The organism is Aureisphaera galaxeae (assembly GCF_028561275.1).
Taxonomy (GTDB): Bacteria; Bacteroidota; Bacteroidia; order Flavobacteriales; family Flavobacteriaceae; genus Aureisphaera; species Aureisphaera galaxeae.
Genome location: NZ_JAQQTF010000002.1, coordinates 659,219 through 676,976, shown reverse-complemented (window position 1 = coordinate 676,976; position 17,758 = coordinate 659,219). Strand labels below are relative to the sequence as shown.

At 42.8% G+C, this 17,758-nt stretch carries 17 protein-coding genes; 12 read left to right on the top strand and 5 right to left on the bottom strand.

Translation table 11 applies throughout. The features are described from left to right. Position 1: 1 nt before the first annotated feature. From POV27_RS02960 to POV27_RS02945, 4 genes are read left to right on the top strand one after another with little or no spacing between them, the layout of a single operon-like run. The gene (locus tag POV27_RS02960) at positions 2–1,213 is read left to right on the top strand and encodes an MFS transporter (protein ID WP_272861236.1); all 1,212 of its coding nucleotides are present in this window, start codon (positions 2–4) and stop codon (positions 1,211–1,213) included. 1 nt (position 1,214) lies between these two features. Continuing rightward, complete coding sequence (locus POV27_RS02955) at positions 1,215–3,086, top strand: alpha,alpha-trehalase (protein ID WP_272861235.1); 1,872 nt, start codon at positions 1,215–1,217, stop codon at positions 3,084–3,086. Further along, positions 3,086–4,030 carry a carbohydrate kinase family protein gene (locus POV27_RS02950; protein WP_272861234.1) on the top strand — a complete coding sequence of 315 codons (945 nt, stop codon included), beginning with the start codon at positions 3,086–3,088 and terminating at the stop codon, positions 4,028–4,030. Before POV27_RS02955 ends, POV27_RS02950 begins: the two co-directional genes overlap by 1 nt. 11 nt (positions 4,031–4,041) lie before the next feature. Beyond that, positions 4,042–5,697 carry a solute:sodium symporter family transporter gene (locus POV27_RS02945; protein ID WP_272861233.1) on the top strand — a complete coding sequence of 552 codons (1,656 nt, stop codon included), beginning with the start codon at positions 4,042–4,044 and terminating at the stop codon, positions 5,695–5,697. A 44-nt stretch (positions 5,698–5,741) separates the two neighbouring features. Here POV27_RS02945 and POV27_RS02940 read toward each other — a convergent pair whose 3' ends face one another. Then, on the bottom strand, positions 5,742–5,963 hold the full coding sequence (locus tag POV27_RS02940; protein ID WP_272861232.1) for a hypothetical protein: 222 nt from the start codon (positions 5,961–5,963) through the stop codon (positions 5,742–5,744). 164 nt (positions 5,964–6,127) lie between these two features. On the opposite strand from POV27_RS02940, the gene POV27_RS02935 reads away from it, so the two are divergent. The 8 genes from POV27_RS02935 to POV27_RS02900 all read left to right on the top strand — a co-directional run bounded on the left by POV27_RS02935 (position 6,128) and on the right by POV27_RS02900 (position 14,635). Then, complete coding sequence (locus POV27_RS02935; RefSeq protein ID WP_272861231.1) at positions 6,128–6,880, top strand: DUF481 domain-containing protein; 753 nt, start codon at positions 6,128–6,130, stop codon at positions 6,878–6,880. A 113-nt stretch (positions 6,881–6,993) separates the two neighbouring features. Next, the gene (locus POV27_RS02930) at positions 6,994–7,323 is read left to right on the top strand and encodes an arsenosugar biosynthesis-associated peroxidase-like protein (RefSeq protein ID WP_272861230.1); all 330 of its coding nucleotides are present in this window, start codon (positions 6,994–6,996) and stop codon (positions 7,321–7,323) included. A gap of 47 nt (positions 7,324–7,370) precedes the next feature. Then, on the top strand, positions 7,371–8,426 hold the full coding sequence (gene arsS, locus POV27_RS02925) for an arsenosugar biosynthesis radical SAM (seleno)protein ArsS (protein ID WP_272861592.1): 1,056 nt from the start codon (positions 7,371–7,373) through the stop codon (positions 8,424–8,426). 16 nt (positions 8,427–8,442) lie between these two features. After that, entirely contained in the window at positions 8,443–8,943 is a 501-nt protein-coding gene (locus POV27_RS02920; RefSeq protein ID WP_272861229.1) for a rhodanese-like domain-containing protein, read from the top strand. Further along, positions 8,936–9,553 (top strand): TIGR04282 family arsenosugar biosynthesis glycosyltransferase, encoded by a 618-nt coding sequence (locus tag POV27_RS02915; protein WP_272861228.1) that lies wholly within the window; start codon positions 8,936–8,938, stop codon positions 9,551–9,553. The genes POV27_RS02920 and POV27_RS02915 overlap by 8 nt, the downstream gene beginning before the upstream one ends. Continuing rightward, the gene (locus tag POV27_RS02910) at positions 9,550–10,362 is read left to right on the top strand and encodes a purine-nucleoside phosphorylase (protein ID WP_272861227.1); all 813 of its coding nucleotides are present in this window, start codon (positions 9,550–9,552) and stop codon (positions 10,360–10,362) included. Before POV27_RS02915 ends, POV27_RS02910 begins: the two co-directional genes overlap by 4 nt. A 65-nt stretch (positions 10,363–10,427) precedes the next feature. Continuing rightward, the gene (arsM, locus tag POV27_RS02905) at positions 10,428–11,396 is read left to right on the top strand and encodes an arsenosugar biosynthesis arsenite methyltransferase ArsM (protein ID WP_272861226.1); all 969 of its coding nucleotides are present in this window, start codon (positions 10,428–10,430) and stop codon (positions 11,394–11,396) included. A gap of 149 nt (positions 11,397–11,545) precedes the next feature. Further along, positions 11,546–14,635, top strand: coding sequence for a TonB-dependent receptor (locus tag POV27_RS02900; protein WP_272861225.1), 3,090 nt, complete (start codon positions 11,546–11,548; stop codon positions 14,633–14,635). A 53-nt stretch (positions 14,636–14,688) separates the two neighbouring features. Here the strand turns inward: POV27_RS02900 and POV27_RS02895 are convergent, their stop codons facing one another. From POV27_RS02895 to POV27_RS02880, 4 genes are read right to left on the bottom strand one after another with little or no spacing between them, the layout of a single operon-like run. Beyond that, a complete protein-coding gene (locus POV27_RS02895) occupies positions 14,689–15,381 on the bottom strand; it encodes a DUF4097 family beta strand repeat-containing protein (RefSeq protein WP_272861224.1) in 693 nt (230 codons plus the stop codon). Between the two features lie 18 nt (positions 15,382–15,399). Continuing rightward, the gene (locus POV27_RS02890; protein WP_272861223.1) at positions 15,400–16,188 is read right to left on the bottom strand and encodes a DUF4097 family beta strand repeat-containing protein; all 789 of its coding nucleotides are present in this window, start codon (positions 16,186–16,188) and stop codon (positions 15,400–15,402) included. Between the two features lie 19 nt (positions 16,189–16,207). Further along, on the bottom strand, positions 16,208–16,993 hold the full coding sequence (locus POV27_RS02885) for a HEAT repeat domain-containing protein (protein WP_272861222.1): 786 nt from the start codon (positions 16,991–16,993) through the stop codon (positions 16,208–16,210). Continuing rightward, complete coding sequence (locus tag POV27_RS02880; RefSeq protein WP_272861221.1) at positions 16,990–17,523, bottom strand: RNA polymerase sigma factor; 534 nt, start codon at positions 17,521–17,523, stop codon at positions 16,990–16,992. The genes POV27_RS02885 and POV27_RS02880 overlap by 4 nt, the downstream gene beginning before the upstream one ends. Positions 17,524–17,758 lie beyond the last annotated feature (235 nt).

Below are 17,758 nucleotides of genomic sequence, written 5' to 3'. Positions count from 1 at the left end.
TATGAAAAACTTTGGTATAAAGCTTTCCCTTTTTATTATCTACTTCGTATTCGCAGCGTTATTGAATAGCGTTGGGTATCTGGTAGAACGCTCGCAAGAAGTGTACGGCGTTTTAAAACAGGACGCTGCCTATTTAGAGCTATTCAAGGATCTTTCTATTGCACTGGTTTCCTTCCTAATTGGTTCATTCCTACCCAAGCTAGGTTATAAAAAAGGAATGCTTTTAAGTTTGGCCTTCGTGTTTTTTGGATGTATTGGGATGTACTATGGCAATTCTTTCTGGGCAGTTAAAATATTATTCGCGATTACGGGGATGACCTTTGCCATTGCAAAAGTAGCCGTGTATGCCCTTATCGGTCAGGTAACAGATACCAAAGAAGGGCATAGTCAATTGATGAGCTATATAGAAACAATTTTCATGGTAGGGATCATATTTATGTACTTGGTGATGCCTACGTTTATAGATGAAAATGATCCTGATGCTTGGTTGCAAGGTTACTTGCTTATGGCCGTACTTATTGCCGTTTCCTTTTTCATCATTCTGTTTTCTAAATTCAATCTTCAAGTTGAAGCTAAAAATACGACCGTCCGCCAGGACTTCAATGCCATGTTCCGGCTGTTCAAAAAACCATTCATTTGGCTTTTCGCCCTTTTTGCCTTTTTCTACGTAATGACCGAACAGGGAATCATGACCTGGCTGCCTACCTTCAACAAGGAAACCCTTCATCTCGATCCCAAATTAGCCAATCAGATGGCTGTTATACTTATGGGATCCATAGCTCTCGGGAGATTTCTCACTGGGATTATGGTCAAAAAAATAAAGTGGATATACCTTACGGTAGCTGGAGTAATTTTAGCAGCTATCCTTGTGTTACTTGTGTTACCCATGGCAAGTAATGTACCCAATATAGAAGTAAGCACCATAGGTGATTTACCGCTAGTTTCGTTCCTATTCCCTATGATCGGGCTATTCTTGGCGCCATTATATCCATTGATTAGTTCAACCGTATTATCGAATACAGAAAAGGACCAACACAGTTCCCTTGCTGGAATCTTAACTTTCTTTTCGGCCATAGGGGGAACGTTGGGGTCGGTAATCATTGGAAACCTGTTCGACACGCTCGGTGGGAATAAGGTATTTTACCTTTCACTCATTCCCATGGCCATCATCCTTGTCGTCCTTTTCAGATTGAATAAACTAGCCAAAGCGTAACGTGACATTAATTCGAGTCGACATAGAGAAAACATTACAACTTCTTCTGGCCCAAGAAGACACCGATGGTGATAAGAAAATCACTGTTGAGGATCAAGGCCCCAAGAAGTTTGTGATCTCTTCAGAATCGGGTTCGTACACTGTGCAAGGCACCTACCCACTTTCCAACTTATTGCAGGAATTGGTCATAGCCAAAAATGAAGGCAAAACCGAACTGGAAATAGATCCTTCAAAAATTGAAGAACTTCCCGTACAGCGTATCTCTCGAATGATTCACAATTACTATTGGAAAGGCCTTACTCGTAGCATGGACGCCCATGGTATTGAAGCCCTGTTGGCAGATACCAAAAACAAAACCATAGAAAATGAGGTGCTCACTGTATATGTCCCCTTCGGTGATACCTTGGCTGTAAAATATTATACCGAATTACAACGGCAATTACCCTTGCAAGTGGTTCGGCTTCCGCAAAACATTACTCCTGCCTACGTAAAAAGTTTGAATGCCAACAGTGGAATCCTTTCTTTGAAACTTTCGGAAAAGAATGGTGCCATAAGAGGAGAGCCTTTTGTTGTGCCCGGAGGAAGGTTCAATGAAATGTACGGTTGGGACAGCTATTTTGAAGCGGTTGGATTATTGCTCGATGGAAGGGTCGATCTTGCCCTAGGAATGGCGAATAATTTTCAGTATCAAATTCAGCATTACGGAAAAATCCTAAATGCCAATAGGTCTTACTATTTAACACGAACACAACCCCCGTTTTACAGTAGTATGATTTCCGAAGTTTTTGAACATACCCAAGATAAGAAATGGTTGAAGAGTCATTTGGAAACCGCTATCCTGGAATACGAAACCGTTTGGATGGTGATGGGCAAGCGACTTACGTCCAATGGTCTAAATCGCTACTTGGCCGAAGGGATTGGCATGCCGCCAGAAGCCGAAGAAGGGCATTTTCACCACGAAATCGAAATGCATGCCAAGAAAGCGGGTATGCCTTTGGAAGATTATGAAATGCGATATGCTCAAGGCACCCTAGAAAATCTAGCCTTAGACGATTATTTCGTGCATGATAGAACGGTTCGGGAATCTGGACATGACACTTCGTATCGCTTGGAAGGCATTTGCGCCGACCTCAATTTGGTAGAGCTCAATGCCATGCTCTACAAGTATGAAACGGATTTCGCTTCGCTAATAGAAACTCATTTTGACGATTCCTTCAAAATCGACACTCAGATATACACCTCCCAGTATTGGACGGACAAAGCCATGGAACGTAAAGCACGGATGGATCAATACCTTTGGAACAAAGCCCAAGGTATGTACTTCGATTACAATATTGAAAAGGAGATGCCGCATGTTTTTTACTCAGCAACAGGGTTAATGCCCCTTTGGGCTCAAATGTGTTCTCAGGAACAGGCAAAACAACTGGTGGAAAACTTACTGCCTAAATTGAAGGAAGCCGGTGGTGTGGCTTCTTGCGATCGCGATAGTCGTGGTGAAATATCGGCTGGACGCCCGCAAAAGCAATGGGATTATCCTAATGGATGGGCTCCTCATCAAATGATGATTTGGAGAGGACTTCAGAACTATGGGTTCCATGAAGAGCAGCAAGAACTCATTTACCGTTGGCTCTACATGATTACCCGCAATGCGGTCGATTACAACGGAACCATCCCAGAAAAATACGATGTGGTAAGTGCCACACACAAAGTATTTGCAGAATATGGAAATGTAGGAACAGAATTCGAATACATCACCACCGAAGGCTTTGGTTGGATGAACGCTTCTTTTCAATATGGTGTTTCCCTGTTGGATGAAGCCTATTTACATAAACTCAATGATTTGGTTCCTCCCAAGGAACTATTCCCCCATTAATGAAAGACGAACAAAGAGACATAGATATCCTAAGTATAGGAGAAACATTAATAGATTTTATTGGTACACAAGTAGAAAAACCAATTAAGGAAACCAAGGATTACCATAGATATCTGGGCGGATCGCCCACCAATGTAGCGATGAACATGGCTCGCTTGGGCTTAAACGTGAAGATGGTGGCTACCGTGGGAAATGATGGCTTTGGCGATTATATCCTGAAACGGTTTCGTGAAGTAGATATCGATACTTCAGATGTAAGGGAAATCGATGGTATTCCTTCTACGGTGATTTTTGTTAACCGAACTACGGGAACCCCTGAATTTATTCCCATGAGAGGGGCGGACTGCCACATTGAAAGTGGACAAATCACCCTGAGCACGCTCGATAGAACCCGAATCTATCATACGAGTTGCTTTGCGTTGAGTCGTTCCCCAGCCCGGGAAACCATTTTGGAAATTGCCCAAAAAGCACATGACGCGGGTTGCCAACTGAGTATTGACATTAACTATTCGAAAAAAATATGGCCCAATACCCAAGAGGCATTGGAAACCATTAAGAAATATTGCGCATTGGGTCCTTTGGTGAAGGTAAGTCAAGACGATATGGATCGCTTGTTTGGTAGAGGGATGAGCCACGAAGAAATTTTTACTAATTTACACAAATTAGGAGCCAAGCTAGTATGCCTTACTTTGGGAAAAGAAGGTGCGAAGCTAAGCGAACAAGGCAAGCCGATCTTGGAATTATCCGCCCTAAAAGTGGATAAGATCATGGACGCTACGGGTGCGGGAGATGCCTTTTGGAGTGGATTTTTATTTGCTTGGATCAAAGGAAAATCCAATCAGATATGCATGGAAACCGCCTTGAAGATGGCGGCCATCAAATTGCAAAACGTGGGCAGAATCCCCGACTACGCCCTTATAATATCGAGTATATTGAATAACTAACTTTTGAACGTATGATGACAATTGTAACCTTTTTGGCTTTTACCATCCTTGTAGGGGTAATTTCTTACCTAGCTACACGAAAAACCAATGAAAATACTTCCGACGGGTATTTCTTGGGAGGTAGAAGTTTAACAGCAGGCGTTATTGCTGGATCGCTCTTACTTACGAATTTATCCACAGAGCAAATCGTTGGTTTAAACGGTTCCGCTTACGAAAGTGGATTGTCCGTTATGGCATGGGAAACCCTTGCTGCCATCGCCATGGTAGTGACGGCTCTTTTTCTATTGCCTCGTTATCTAAAAGGTGGATTAACAACGGTACCACAATTCTTGGCCAAACGTTTCGACGTGTCCACCAAAACAATTACCTCTGGCTTGTTCTTAACCGGTTACGTGGTCGTGCTTTTGCCTGTTATCCTGTATTCGGGTTCGGTAGCGATTAGTGGTATGTTCAACGTTCCGGAAGCTTTTAATATCAGTGAGGGTCAATCCATTTGGCTTTGTGTTTGGGGAATAGGGATCATTGGTTCCATCTACGCCGTTTTTGGAGGGTTAAAGGCAGTAGCGGTTTCAGATTCCATAAATGCGATTGGGTTATTGATTGGTGGGCTTCTCATCCCCGTTTTCGGACTGATGCTTATTGGGGATGGAAGTGTTATGGAAGGCATTAACATTTTGACCACCGAGAACCCTGATAAATTCAAATCTATCGGAAAACCGACGGACCCTGTTCCGTTCCATACGATTTTCACGGGAATGATGCTTGTACAGTTATTCTACTGGGGAACCAATCAGCAAATCATTCAACGTGCTTTGGCTGCCAAGAACTTGGCCGAAGGACAAAAAGGACTGTTATTGGGGTCTTTCATTAAGATATTGGGACCTATTATCGTAGTCTTACCAGGAATCATAGCCTATCATATGTTTAGCGGTGGATTGGACAGTGTAGATCAAGCATATCCAAGATTGGTAGCCGAGGTATTGCCTCCCGTATTTTTAGGATTCTTTGCAGCGGTGATGTTTGGTGCAATTTTAAGTTCCTTTAATAGTGTACTGAACAGTTCCGTAACCCTATTCGGAATAGATATTTACAAACAGCATATAAATCCGGAAGCCGATGAAAAGCTTGTGGTAAAACAAGGAAAGCGATTCGGTCTTTTATTAGCACTAGCTTCCATGTTCATTGCTCCGTTTATTGCCGATGCCGGTAGTCTCTTCGATTACCTTCAAGAGATCAACGGAATCTATAGTATCCCAATTTTAACCATCATTATTGTGGGATACCTCACCAAAAGAGTCCCTGCAATTGCAGCTAAGATTGGATTACTTTCCGGTTCCATTCTTTATATCATTAGTCAATTTATTTTGCAACCACGATTTGTAGAAAAAGCACTTAATGAGGCAAAGGCCAATGGCATTACCGATGCCGCCGAGTTGGCAGCCATAGAGTCACAAGCGTATTTCGGGTTGCATTACTTGGATGTCATGGCCATATTGTTCCTATTCAATGTGGCGATCATGTTGCTCATCGGTAAGTTTAGACCGCGCAAGGAACCTTACGTTCAGGAATACACGAAACAAGTGGATATTACACAATGGAAATTTGCAAGACCTGTAGGTATTGCCATTATCATCATTGTGGCAAGTGTCTATATCTACTTCAGATAATAGAGAAGCAAAAAAAATCCCTTGACGATGTCAAGGGATTTTTTCTAAGCGGCCAAACGACCTTTTAATCGTTTCTCGATCTTTTGTTTTATGACCGTGAGACGCTTCATTAAATCCATTAACTGTGCGTCTTTATTCTTTTTATATATTTCGTTTATTCCTAGAATTAATCTTTTTACCTCGCGTGAAGCTTCGATGCGTTCACTGGTCGTCTTAAACGTCATTTTACGTTGTTCGAATTCCAAGGCCTGATCTAGTATATCCATACAATCGTATTTGTAATAGTTAAACTTAGAGAAAATACATCCTCGTTCTTGGCAAAGATACGTTCTACCCCGCTTATTGCCTTTTGTTTAAACAGAATTTTAACATTGTTAAACATAATAATTTTACTGTTTTCAAAAGGTGTATATTTACGTAAACTAACTACGTGAAAACCCTCGCATTTCTCTTGTTTCTCGTACTCAGCCTTCCCTCCTACGGACAAATCCTAAATGCGGAGTCCCTGCGGAAGGTCACAGACACCTCCGGCTGGTCGGGTTCAGCAAGTGCACATTTCGCATTAAAACGAAATGTAAACGACTTTGTGATCCTCGGGAGCGACGTCCATGTTCAGTACAAAATGAAGGAACATTTGTTCATCTTCAAAAATGATATCAACTTTCAGAAAATTGAAGGAAACAAGTTCGAAAACAGCGGTATTACGCACCTACGACACAACAACCGCTTCCATGACAGAATCGCTTGGGAAATCTTTGCCCAAGGCCAATACAACAAAGTAAGCCTTATCGACTTTCGGGGATTGTTGGGAACCGGACCCCGATTTAAACTCACCACATCCGAAAATTATAAGTTCTATCTAGGGACATTGATCATGTATGAACACGAGGAGACAGCGGATAATTTTACGCCCCTACAACGTGATCTTCGAGGAAGCTGCTATCTTTCATTCAGTCTCTATCCCACCGAGCGTATTTCTCTCGTTAGCACCACCTATTACCAACCGCTTTTAAAAGAGGTATCCGACTACCGTTTATCGAGCCAAAGCTCCTTAGCAGTGGAACTTTTTGGTGGGTTCGACCTTAAGTTAACCTACACCTTTGTCTACGACGCGGTTCCCGCCTTGGGTATTCCCAATTCACAGTACGATTTTAGGACCGGAATTAGCTATTCCTTTAATTGACATTTTTCTAAAAACTTTCGTAAGGGTGAGCCTACAAATAAGACTACTTCCCTATCTTTACCCAATACAAATAACCCTACTGTTTTTAGTATAAGGCAGTTAAAAGAAAGAATATGTCGTATTACGATCCTAAAGACCTCAGAAAATTTGGGAATATTACCGAATGGAGCGAAGAATTGGGGACCAAATTTTTCGATTATTACGGAAAGGTCTTCGAAGAAGGAGCCCTTACGGCCCGTGAAAAATCCCTTATTGCTTTAGCGGTAGCCCATACTGAGCAATGCCCGTATTGCATCGATGCCTATACCAAGGACGGATTGCAGCGCGGGGTAACCAAAGAGGAAATGATGGAAGCCGTTCACGTAGGTGCCGCCATTAAAGGTGGAGCCACCTTGGTTCATGGGGTAATGATGATGAACAAAGTAAACAAGTTGGACGGTTAGTCTTAACTTACAAATAGTATGCATTAGGAAATCAACGTATGACCAAGATAAAAACACAATCCCTGCACAAAAGGGAGAGCGAATTGGCCAATGCAAATAGGCAATTGGAAATCCTGTCCAATGGAATCTTCCAAAACGGGGAACTTCCCACTTTTGCCGAAAAAATAAAGGAAACCCAGCAGTTTCCATTGCGCCCCAAAAAACTGGAAATTCTACAGATCAATGTAGGATACATGTGCAATCAGGTATGTGAGCATTGCCATGTAGATGCCGGTCCCGATCGTAAAGAGATCATGACCCGAGAAACGATGGAGCAATGTTTGGAAGTGATTCGCAATACGGGTGCCCATACCCTGGACCTTACTGGGGGAGCGCCAGAAATGAACCCAGACTTTAGATGGTTCGTAGAAGAAGCCAGCAAGGCAGGAATCAAGGATTTTATTGTGAGGAGCAACCTGACTATCATTAGGGCCAATAAAAAATACTACGATCTTCCAGAATTCTTCAAAAAACACAATGTGCATGTAGTAAGTTCCATGCCGCACTGGACCCGAGGAAAAACCGATAAACAACGTGGAGATGGAGTGTTCGATGCTTCCATAAAAGCCCTACAGGAATTAAATGCCGTAGGTTATGGTATGCCCGATAGTGATCTTCGCTTGGATCTGGTGTACAACCCTAGCGGCGCCTTCCTTCCAGGAGACCAAGCCAGCATGGAGAAGGATTTCAAAAAAGCATTGATGGAAGATTTTGGAATTCAGTTCCACAATCTGTTTGCCATTACCAACCTTCCCATTTCACGTTTTCTGGATTACCTTATTGCCAGTGACAATTATGAAGATTATATGTATTCGTTGGTAGAGGCGTTTAATCCTTCGGCAGTAGCGAATGTAATGTGCACCAATACCATTTCGGTAAGTTGGGATGGTTGGTTATACGATTGCGATTTCAACCAGATGCTGGGATTGCAGGTTGCCAGCAAGGTGAAACACATTAGCGAATACAACGAAGAAATCCTGAACAATAGAAATATCATTATCTCCCAACACTGCTACGGATGTACCGCTGGTGCTGGAAGTAGCTGCCAAGGGACCGTAGCGTAATTCTGAAGTATTCCAGATGAAGTTCTATTTCTTCATAGCATTATTTTGTTGTGCCACTGTAATGTCGGCTCAAAAAAAACTGGATAAAGTATTAAACCAATACAACACCCACAGTATCCCCTATATTTCGGTAGAAGAGCTGAAAATGCAACAAGCACAAGGAGAAGTGGTTGTCTTAGATTCCAGGGAACCCAAAGAATACGAAGTAAGTCATATTGAAGATGCCCAGTTAGTGGGCTACACCCATTTTTCTATCGATACCATTACCGAAAATATTAAAGACAAAGACACGCCCATTGTGGTGTACTGTTCTTTGGGGATCCGTTCTGAGGAAATTGGGGAAAAACTAAAAAAAGCAGGGTTTACGCAGGTAAAAAATCTATATGGGGGTATTTTTGAATGGAAAAACAAAGAATATCCCGTATTTAATCTATCCGAAAAAGAAACCGACAGCGTACACACTTGTACCAAGCCTTGGAGCAAATGGCTGAAGAAAGGAATAAAAGTTTATGACTAAGGATCTCCTCCTCATTTTTACCCGAAATCCCGAATTAGGAAAGTGCAAAACCCGATTGGCAGCCACCATTGGCGATGAAGCTGCATTGGATATCTATAAATTCCTTTTGCATCATACCGTTTCCATTACCCAACACCTCAAGGTGGAGAAACAGGTGCATTACTCGGTCAAGATTCGGGAAAACGATCTTTGGGACGAAGCTGTTTACAACAAAAAACAGCAATACGGAGACGATCTCGGTCTGCGTATGATGCATGCTTTTGAACAAGGCTTTGCCGAAGGTTTCGAACGGATTATCATCATCGGAAGCGATCTCTACGATCTTTCGCAAAGCGATCTTGAAAAGGCATTTTCGGCCCTAAATGATCATGATTATGTGGTGGGTCCCGCCGAGGACGGCGGATATTATCTGTTGGGAATGAAACGACTTAAACCCGAACTCTTCCTCGATAAAAAATGGGGGACTTCCGCTGTTTTAAAAGATACTTTAGCTAATTTAGATCATGAGAACGTTTACCTACTTCCCGAACGGAACGACGTAGACTACTACGAGGATATTAAAGATATTGAGGCTTTCCAGCCCTTTTTAACACATTTGAAAACAGAATGAAGAAATACATAGAAGAATCGGCAGAATTCTTGGTGTCCCGTGGATTCGATTCGCCCGAAATTGGAATCATCCTAGGCACCGGATTGGGACAGATCGTAGAACAAGTGGACATCATTGCCGAAGTGAGCTACAACCATATTCCCAACTTCCCAACAGCCACGGTCGAATTTCACAAGGGAAAATTGATCTACGGTAACCTATCCGGAAAACGCGTCATCCTTATGCAAGGCCGTTTTCACCTATACGAAGGCTATTCATTGAACGATGTTACCTTCCCTGTCCGTGTAATGCACGAATTGGGCATTAAAAAATTATTGGTAAGTAATGCCTCTGGAGCCATTAACCTCAACTTCAAAAAAGGGGAAATCATGCTTATCGATGATCATATCAATTTACAAGGCAGCTCTCCTTTGGCTTTTAAAGGCGTAGAACAATTGGGAGAACGCTTTGTGGATATGAGTGCTCCCTACAATACGGAAATGAACGCCGCCATAGAGCAGATTGCCCAAGATCAAGGAATCACCCTTCACAAGGGAGTGTATGCAAGCGTTGTAGGCCCGCAATTGGAAACCCGGGCAGAATACCGCTATTTAAAAATCATTGGTGCCGATGCCGTGGGTATGAGCACCGTGCCAGAAATCATCGTGGCCAATCATTTGGATCTTCCTGTTGCCGCCATTTCGGTGCTCACGGACGAGTGTGATCCGGATAATCTAAAACCCGTGGACATTCCCGAAATCATTGCCATGGCAGCCAAGGCAGAACCTGATATGATCGCCATTTTCACCGAATTAATAAAACAATTGTAAATTTCCGTAAAGAAAAGTGGTTTCTTCCGACAAAATCACTTATTCTTGAAGACCAAATAATACATATGAGTTACTTAGAGACTACGATAGATGTTTACAAAGAAGCCGCATTAACCCCAGATGTTGGCCTTTGTTGTACCACCAACCCTATTTGGGAACTTCCCGGACTAAAAATCCCCAAGATCATGCAGGAAATGAACTATGGTTGCGGAAGTACGGTACATGCGCGTGATTTAACAAACAACCCCAAAGTATTGTACGTGGGCGTTGGTGGTGGAATGGAATTGCTACAGTTCTCATACTTTTCCCGTCAGAAAGGTGGTGTGATTGGTGTCGATGTGGTAGATGAAATGCTGGAAGCTTCCCGTAAGAATTTTAAGGAAGCGGAAGCACAAAACGATTGGTTTAAAAGTGAATTCGTAGACCTGAAAAAAGGGGATGCCATGAATCTCCCTGTAGAAGACAATAGTATAGACGTAGCAGCACAAAACTGCCTGTTCAACATATTCAAAGAAGAGGATCTTAAAAAGGCCATCGAGGAAATGTACCGCGTGTTAAAGCCACATGGCCGTTTGGTAATGAGCGATCCTACGTGTGAGCAACCTATGAATGAAACCTTACGCAACGATGAGCGTCTTCGTGCTTTATGTTTAAGCGGAAGTCTCCCGATTAAGGACTACGTTAAGGCCTTGACCGATGTAGGCTTCGGAACCATCGAAATCCGTGCGCGTAAGCCTTACAGAATTCTGGACCCCAAGAACTATCCAACCGATGAGTTGATCTATATAGAATCCATCGAAGTAGCTGCCATTAAAGACCCCATGCCAGCCGACGGCCCTTGTGTCTTTACCGGTAAAGCCGCCATTTACTTTGGTGAGGAAGAATATTTGGACGACCAGAACGGACATATTTTATTGAAAAATCAACCCATTGCTATTTGCGACAAAACTGCATCCAACCTTGCAGGGTTGGGTAGGGACGATATCTACATTAGCGAATCGACCTTCCATTACGATGGTGGCGGATGTTGCTAAGAATACACATACTCCAGAATACGTATAAGTAGGTATAGGTTTTCCTTTCAGGAATATATTGTTTAGTGTTCCCCGATCAACTATAATCGAATCGCAAGATTTTGAACTGGAAATTAATGCATAAGCTTTTTATCGCGTGTTGTTTTTTAATGACCACATTTATCTACGGTCAAGAAACCACCGGACAATTGGAAGGTAAGATTACCAATGCCTCCAACGAACCTATAGACATTGCCACTGTGGTGGTTACGGATACCGAAACCAACTTCGCCTACGGTGCCATATCACAGCCTTCAGGCTATTATAGTGTCCATAGTTTACCTCCCGGAAATGCATACAGGATAGAAGTGAGTTTTCTAGGGTATGAAACCGCGGTCGTCGAAAATGTACAGATCAATTTAGGGGCGGTGACCCATCAAAATATCGTTTTGAAGTCGGCATCCAGTGAATTGGAAGAAGTACTCATTACCGTAAACGGTTCCCAATTAAGAAAAACCAACGAGCAGCTTATAGGAAGCGACCTCATAAAGGCTACGCCCACCATTAATAGAAGCATACAAGACCTTACGCGAAATTTACCCGAGGCCAATCTCAATTCCTTTGCAGGAGCTAGCAATCGCTTCAACAACCTCAATATTGATGGTATTGGCAACAATGATGTGATCGGTTTTCAGGAACCCTCCAGTGGTGCCTCTGGCTCTACCGCCAATGGAACACCCGGAAGTTTATCCCGTACACAACCTATCGGTTTTGGAGCCATAAAGCAGCTTTCCATAAAAACAACCCCTTTCGATGTGAGTATCGGGAACTTTACCGGAGCCAACATCAATGTGGTGACCAAAACGGGGACCAACAACACCAAAGCCGAAGTCTATGCCTTTGGCAACAATCAGCTCACCGTTGGGAAGTTTTCTGATGGAATAGAACAGAACGTAGAAAACTTTTACGATTTTCAGGTGGGTGCCGGAATTGGCGGTGCTTTGAAGCAAGATAAACTGTTTTACTACCTGAATGTAGAACAAGCGAACAGCAACAATCCCGTACTTAATGCCCCGGGAAGTTCGGGATCCAACATCAGTTTGGACATGGTACGTGCTATTGCCAATCGCTTGCGTGAACGCTATAATTACGATCCAGGTGCCTTTCATGATGCTTCCATAAAAACGGGAAGTTCTAAGATTTTCTTCCGATTGGATTACAACGCATCCCAAAAGACCAAATGGACTTTGCGGAATAATTTTGTGAGCAGTTTTGCCGATAATCTGGAATGGAACGAATCTATTTTCAACTTCGGAAACCAGGGCTTCCGACACAATAGCGTTGCCAATAGTTTGACTTTAGAATTGAATTCTAAATTCAATGAAAAAAGTACCAACCTACTAAGTATAGGATATAACATTGTTAGCGAAGACCGTGATTTTGATGGTCGGGTGTTCCCACACCTTCAGATTTCTGATGCCTCTAATCGGATCTTTGCTGGTACGTATCGCGAAGCATCGGTCTACGGAACCGATCTTAACACCCTTCAACTCACAGACAAGTTTACCTATACCAAGGACCGACACACCCTTACTTTAGGTGGATTCGCACAATACAATGATGTGGACTACGGATTCCTCTCAGCTTGGAACGGGCGTTGGGAATACAGTTCCTTAGATAATTTCCTAAACGATCTCCCTTCGCGTATTCGTGGGGTATATCGACTGGACAACAACGCTTTCGACTTTGTAAGTGACACTCCTTCTGCCGAAATCGATGTACTGGTAGCAGCACTGTACCTTCAGGATCGCTTTCGGGTGAATGATCGGCTTACCCTAACTGGAGGTATCCGGTTCGATTCTCAATTTCTGTTGGGTGAAATTCCGTTGAGCGAAGAAGTACAACGAACGCCAGAATTCAGTCGTTTCAACAATGAAATAAAGACAAGTCCACACATCAATCCGCGCTTCGGATTTAAATACTTTCTGGACGAAGACCGAAACTACAAACTAAGTGGTGGTTCTGGACTATTTACAGGACGCCTTCCCTATTTGTGGTTTGCATATGCCGAGTACATTTCGGGAACGCAATATTTTAATGTGGATGTACGTCCTTCAGAAACAACGCCTATTGTTGAAAATATACAGGACTTAGCGGGTAACTCGCCCATAGCCGAAATCAATTTGGTGGATACCGATTTTGAATTACCGCGCGAATGGAAAACCAATCTCTCCTTGGACATTACCCTGCCGAAGAAATTCAACATTTCGTTAAGTGGAACCTATACCCAAGTGCTGAAAGGTATTTTCTTTAAGTCCATTAACCGAAGAAATAACATAGGACGTTTCGATGGCGCCGATAATAGGGAATACTTCCTGGAAACGGGTGATGCAGCTAAAATCAACCCCGATTTCACCAATGTCTTTTTGCTGACGAATTCTGAAGAGGGCTATCGTTACAATTTAACCCTAGGCCTTTCCAGATCGACCAAAACCTATGAAACCTATTTGGGGTACACCTACGGAAAAAGCAAGGACATATCGAGTACAGTACGTAATTCTCCAGCAGCAAATTTTGAATGGAACCAGGTCATTAATGCCAACGACCCCGAATTGTCCTACTCCAACTTCGATCTTAGGCATAAGATTATTGCCAATCAGGATTATACCTTTCAGATTAATGATAAAAGCAACTTGTTCGTCTCATTTTTGTACAGCGGAACCTCGGGAAGTCCCTTTTCATTCGTTTACCAGGGAGATTTGAATCGTGATGGTTCTTCACGAAACGACCTCATTTACATTCCAAGGAACGAAAGCGAAATCAACCTAATCGATATTACCGACGGCAATGGCAATGTCGTTAGCACAGCTGCCGAACAATGGCAACGTTTGGATGCCTTTATCAGCAATAATGATTACCTCAATGATAACCGAGGAGGCTATGCCGAACGAAATGCTTCTAAAACACCTTGGAACCACAGATTGGATTCTAAACTGGCCTATGAACTTTCCATTGGGAAAAGTCAGTCATTAGGAATTTCCTTGGACGTTTTCAACGTATTCAACCTCATCAATAAAAATTGGGGACGCTTGGTCTTCGTGCCCAATGTGGTGAACTCCAACTTCAGTTTGTTGCGTTTTCGAGGGATAGAAAACAATGAACCCCAGTTTCAGTTCAGTGTGACGGATGCTACTCCTTGGGTCGTGGATAGTGAAAATTCTCGATGGAAGATGCAATTGGGAATCAACTACAAATTCTAAACAAAAAAAGGAGCCTCATTCGGCTCCCTTTTCGCTAGTGGAATTATGAAAATCTATCCTTTTCGCATATAGATATTTCCTGAAACTGTGTTGAGTACGATCAACTCACTTCCGCCATTTACTGTACCGAGTACCTTGTTACCGCCATACGATTTTCCGTTTTTCGTCTTCATGTCTATATCCAAGTCAGAATAGATCGTTCCTGTTACGGTGCGTGCATCGATTTTGGCCTTGTTCATAGTCACATCCAAGTCGCCACTTACTGTTTTTAGACGAAGATCTCCGCTGTAATTCTTTATAGTGACATCGCCCGATACCAAATCGGTACGCAAAGAACCATTGTACCTGTCAGATTCTACGCTACCTGAGATACTTTTCACCTCGATTTCGGCATTCCTGGGTATGTACACCACATAGTCGATTTCCGTCTCATGGTTGCACCAATTGTCTTTCTTTCTTTTTTGCTCGAAGTACTCCCCAAAGTCTGAGTAAACCTTCAATTCGGATCCCATTTCTTTGGTTTTTAAACTAAAGTATTCATTCCCTTCACCATCGTCTATTTGCACGGAGGCTTCTACTTTGGCTTCGTTCCTATCCCATTGTATGAGTTTAATATTATCTGCAAACTTGAAGTGCAGGAATACCTCTTGGCTGCTGGATACGCTTTCGGTCAACTCTACCGCCCGTTGAGCGAGCAGCTGGCTCCCACCCAACAATAGGAGCGCACATATAATTACCTTTTTCATGATTGATAGTTTTTTAAATTATTTTTTTCTCAAATAGATGTTTCCAACAGAAGAAATTAAACGAATGTCTACTCCGCCACCGTTCAGTTGTCCTTTGATCTTCCGATTGGCCCCTACGATCTTTAATCCATCCTCACGTTCCGGAACCAGATCGAAATTGCTGTACACGGTCCCCATACTGGTTCTCATTTCAACATCTGCCTTGGTGTTTGTAGGTAAGCTTACGTCTATAGTTCCCGTAGAACTCGAAATGGAAATGGGAGCGCTCTGATTTACACTCGTAAACGTTACATCGATGGCACCGGTACTGGTGTTTGCTGTAATCGGTCCCGTAACATCCATCAGTTTAATATGGCCTACATTGGTTTCGATCTCCAACTCTGCCGTAAAGTTCGCAATATTGGCACTTCCCAAATTCCCACAATCTAAGGTTAGATCTATGTTTTTGGGCAAGATTAGGGTAAATCTACTGCGTTGTGTAAAGGGCTTAAGGTCCTTTAATCGCAATGTGCTTCCATCCCTTTCGGTAGCCATTCCGAAGCCCGTGTTATCTACACCACCGGCATACAATGCCGTAAGGCCTTTAGCACGTTCGTCTTCCTTTTCGTTCCCATCAGAATAGCCACTATCCCTTTTTTTACCATCCCGCAGGATAAGCTCTCCCGAGGACCCTATCTCCACGTCTACCGTGGTATTGGTTTCCAGCACTACCCTATTTACTCCACTTAATGAGGTTTTGTATTCTTTTTGGCCCCAAGCAACGCAGGAAAGAAGGAGTGCGATGATACATATACTAATTCGTTTCATAATTGATGTCTTTATTGTTTTACATAAGTGTTATAATCCCTTCATTCGCTCGATCTTTCACAAAATTTGGCGTCTCAGTATGCTCCAAAAGCTTTTGCATAGGAGCCAGCGCGCGTTTTTCCTGAACATCTACCAAGAATTGAATGACGGCAATCTGAATGTTGGGGTTGGTTTCGTTGGTTAGTGATTTTATAAAGGCGTCTTTTACTTTTTCGTTTTCTGAATATCTTGACAAAGCCTCCACAGCAGCCAATCGTACGTTTACATTGCCATCGAAATGAAGCCTATCGATAAGTGCTTCGAGTACCTCTTCGTCCGGAGCAGCAATATCTTCGGTATAATTAACCGCCTGAATTCGCTTGCTTACCGAACGGTTGTCCAGCATGGCCAGCATCATATCCTGCTTCAATTGGGTAGCCTCAAGGCGTAATTCGGCAATCTGGGCATCATTCTCACTTCCTTTTTGAAAACTGCCCCAAGCATATCCTGCGATAAGGATAAGTACAGAAGCCGCAATTTGAAAGGCCATCTTCCATGGGAATTCCTTGGTTTCCTTTCTACCAATGGTATAGCGCTGCAAAGATTTCTCTTCTTCCAAAAATTCGATGAAATTCCCCCGTACACGATCACTGGGCACGGCATCTTCCACCTCGTTGAACACCTCCAACATCTGCTGCGTCTCCGCTACCTGTCGCTGACATTGTTCGCAAGAGGCCAAGTGTTCCTTCATAGCGATTTCCTGCTGGGTGTCCAGATCTCCTTCCAAAAAGGGGATTATCTTATTTTCTACTTCGTTGCACTTCATGATAATTGATTTTCGAAATACAGTGTTTTCATTTTTTTTATGACTCGATGTACCCTTGTCTTCACCGCCGTTTCATTGCTTCCAATGACTTCGGCAATCTGCTGGTACTTCATCCCTTGAAACCGGCTCATCACAATGAGTTCCTTTTCTTCCTTCTTCAGTTTATTGAGCACCAAATGCAAGCGTTTTACTTCATCGGTTCGGTCGTCCTTTCCGTCCTCATCTACAATTGCCAGTTGTTCTACCGGTACATTAGATCGATGCTTTTCCTTTTCTATATGATCGTGGAAGAGGTTTCGCGCTATGGTAAAAATCCATGAAGCAAACTTTCCGCCACTATAGGAAGAACGGTACCGCAAGGCCTTGTAAAACACATTCTGTGTAAGATCTTCGCAAAAAGCAGCATCCGGTTTCATCTTAAAAAAGAAGTTGTAGATCCATTCATGGTAGCGATCGAAAAGGATCGTCATGGCATCCAAATCACCGTGGGCTACACTTTGCATTATTATTTCATCACTTTGATGCTTCAAGGCTTTGCTGGCTAGTATCGGTATGAAGACCGTGGTTAGATAAAAAGGTTACATTTTTCTGTAAATTTTCTTCAAGTTACTGAAAGTTTGGCGCTAAAAACCTACTAATATCAGGGCTTTACTTATTTTTAGAACAGATGGAAAGAACTTTTGAATGCAACGAGACGGCTACCTTCAACTTTTTTTTGGAACAGGAATTGTATCCCGTAACATCCAAAACCTATTTTTTTACGTA

Coding starts and splice junctions, on each gene's coding strand:
- POV27_RS02895 (WP_272861224.1), bottom strand. CDS start 15,381: ATGAAAAAGGTAATTATATGTGCGCTCCTATTGTTGGGTGGGAGCCAG.
- arsM (WP_272861226.1), top strand. CDS start 10,428: ATGAGTTACTTAGAGACTACGATAGATGTTTACAAAGAAGCCGCATTA.
- POV27_RS02885 (WP_272861222.1), bottom strand. CDS start 16,993: ATGAAGTGCAACGAAGTAGAAAATAAGATAATCCCCTTTTTGGAAGGA.
- POV27_RS02900 (WP_272861225.1), top strand. CDS start 11,546: ATGACCACATTTATCTACGGTCAAGAAACCACCGGACAATTGGAAGGT.
- POV27_RS02930 (WP_272861230.1), top strand. CDS start 6,994: ATGTCGTATTACGATCCTAAAGACCTCAGAAAATTTGGGAATATTACC.
- POV27_RS02950 (WP_272861234.1), top strand. CDS start 3,086: ATGAAAGACGAACAAAGAGACATAGATATCCTAAGTATAGGAGAAACA.
- POV27_RS02890 (WP_272861223.1), bottom strand. CDS start 16,188: ATGAAACGAATTAGTATATGTATCATCGCACTCCTTCTTTCCTGCGTT.
- POV27_RS02920 (WP_272861229.1), top strand. CDS start 8,443: ATGAAGTTCTATTTCTTCATAGCATTATTTTGTTGTGCCACTGTAATG.
- POV27_RS02915 (WP_272861228.1), top strand. CDS start 8,936: ATGACTAAGGATCTCCTCCTCATTTTTACCCGAAATCCCGAATTAGGA.
- POV27_RS02945 (WP_272861233.1), top strand. CDS start 4,042: ATGATGACAATTGTAACCTTTTTGGCTTTTACCATCCTTGTAGGGGTA.
- POV27_RS02910 (WP_272861227.1), top strand. CDS start 9,550: ATGAAGAAATACATAGAAGAATCGGCAGAATTCTTGGTGTCCCGTGGA.
- POV27_RS02960 (WP_272861236.1), top strand. CDS start 2: ATGAAAAACTTTGGTATAAAGCTTTCCCTTTTTATTATCTACTTCGTA.
- POV27_RS02940 (WP_272861232.1), bottom strand. CDS start 5,963: ATGGATATACTAGATCAGGCCTTGGAATTCGAACAACGTAAAATGACG.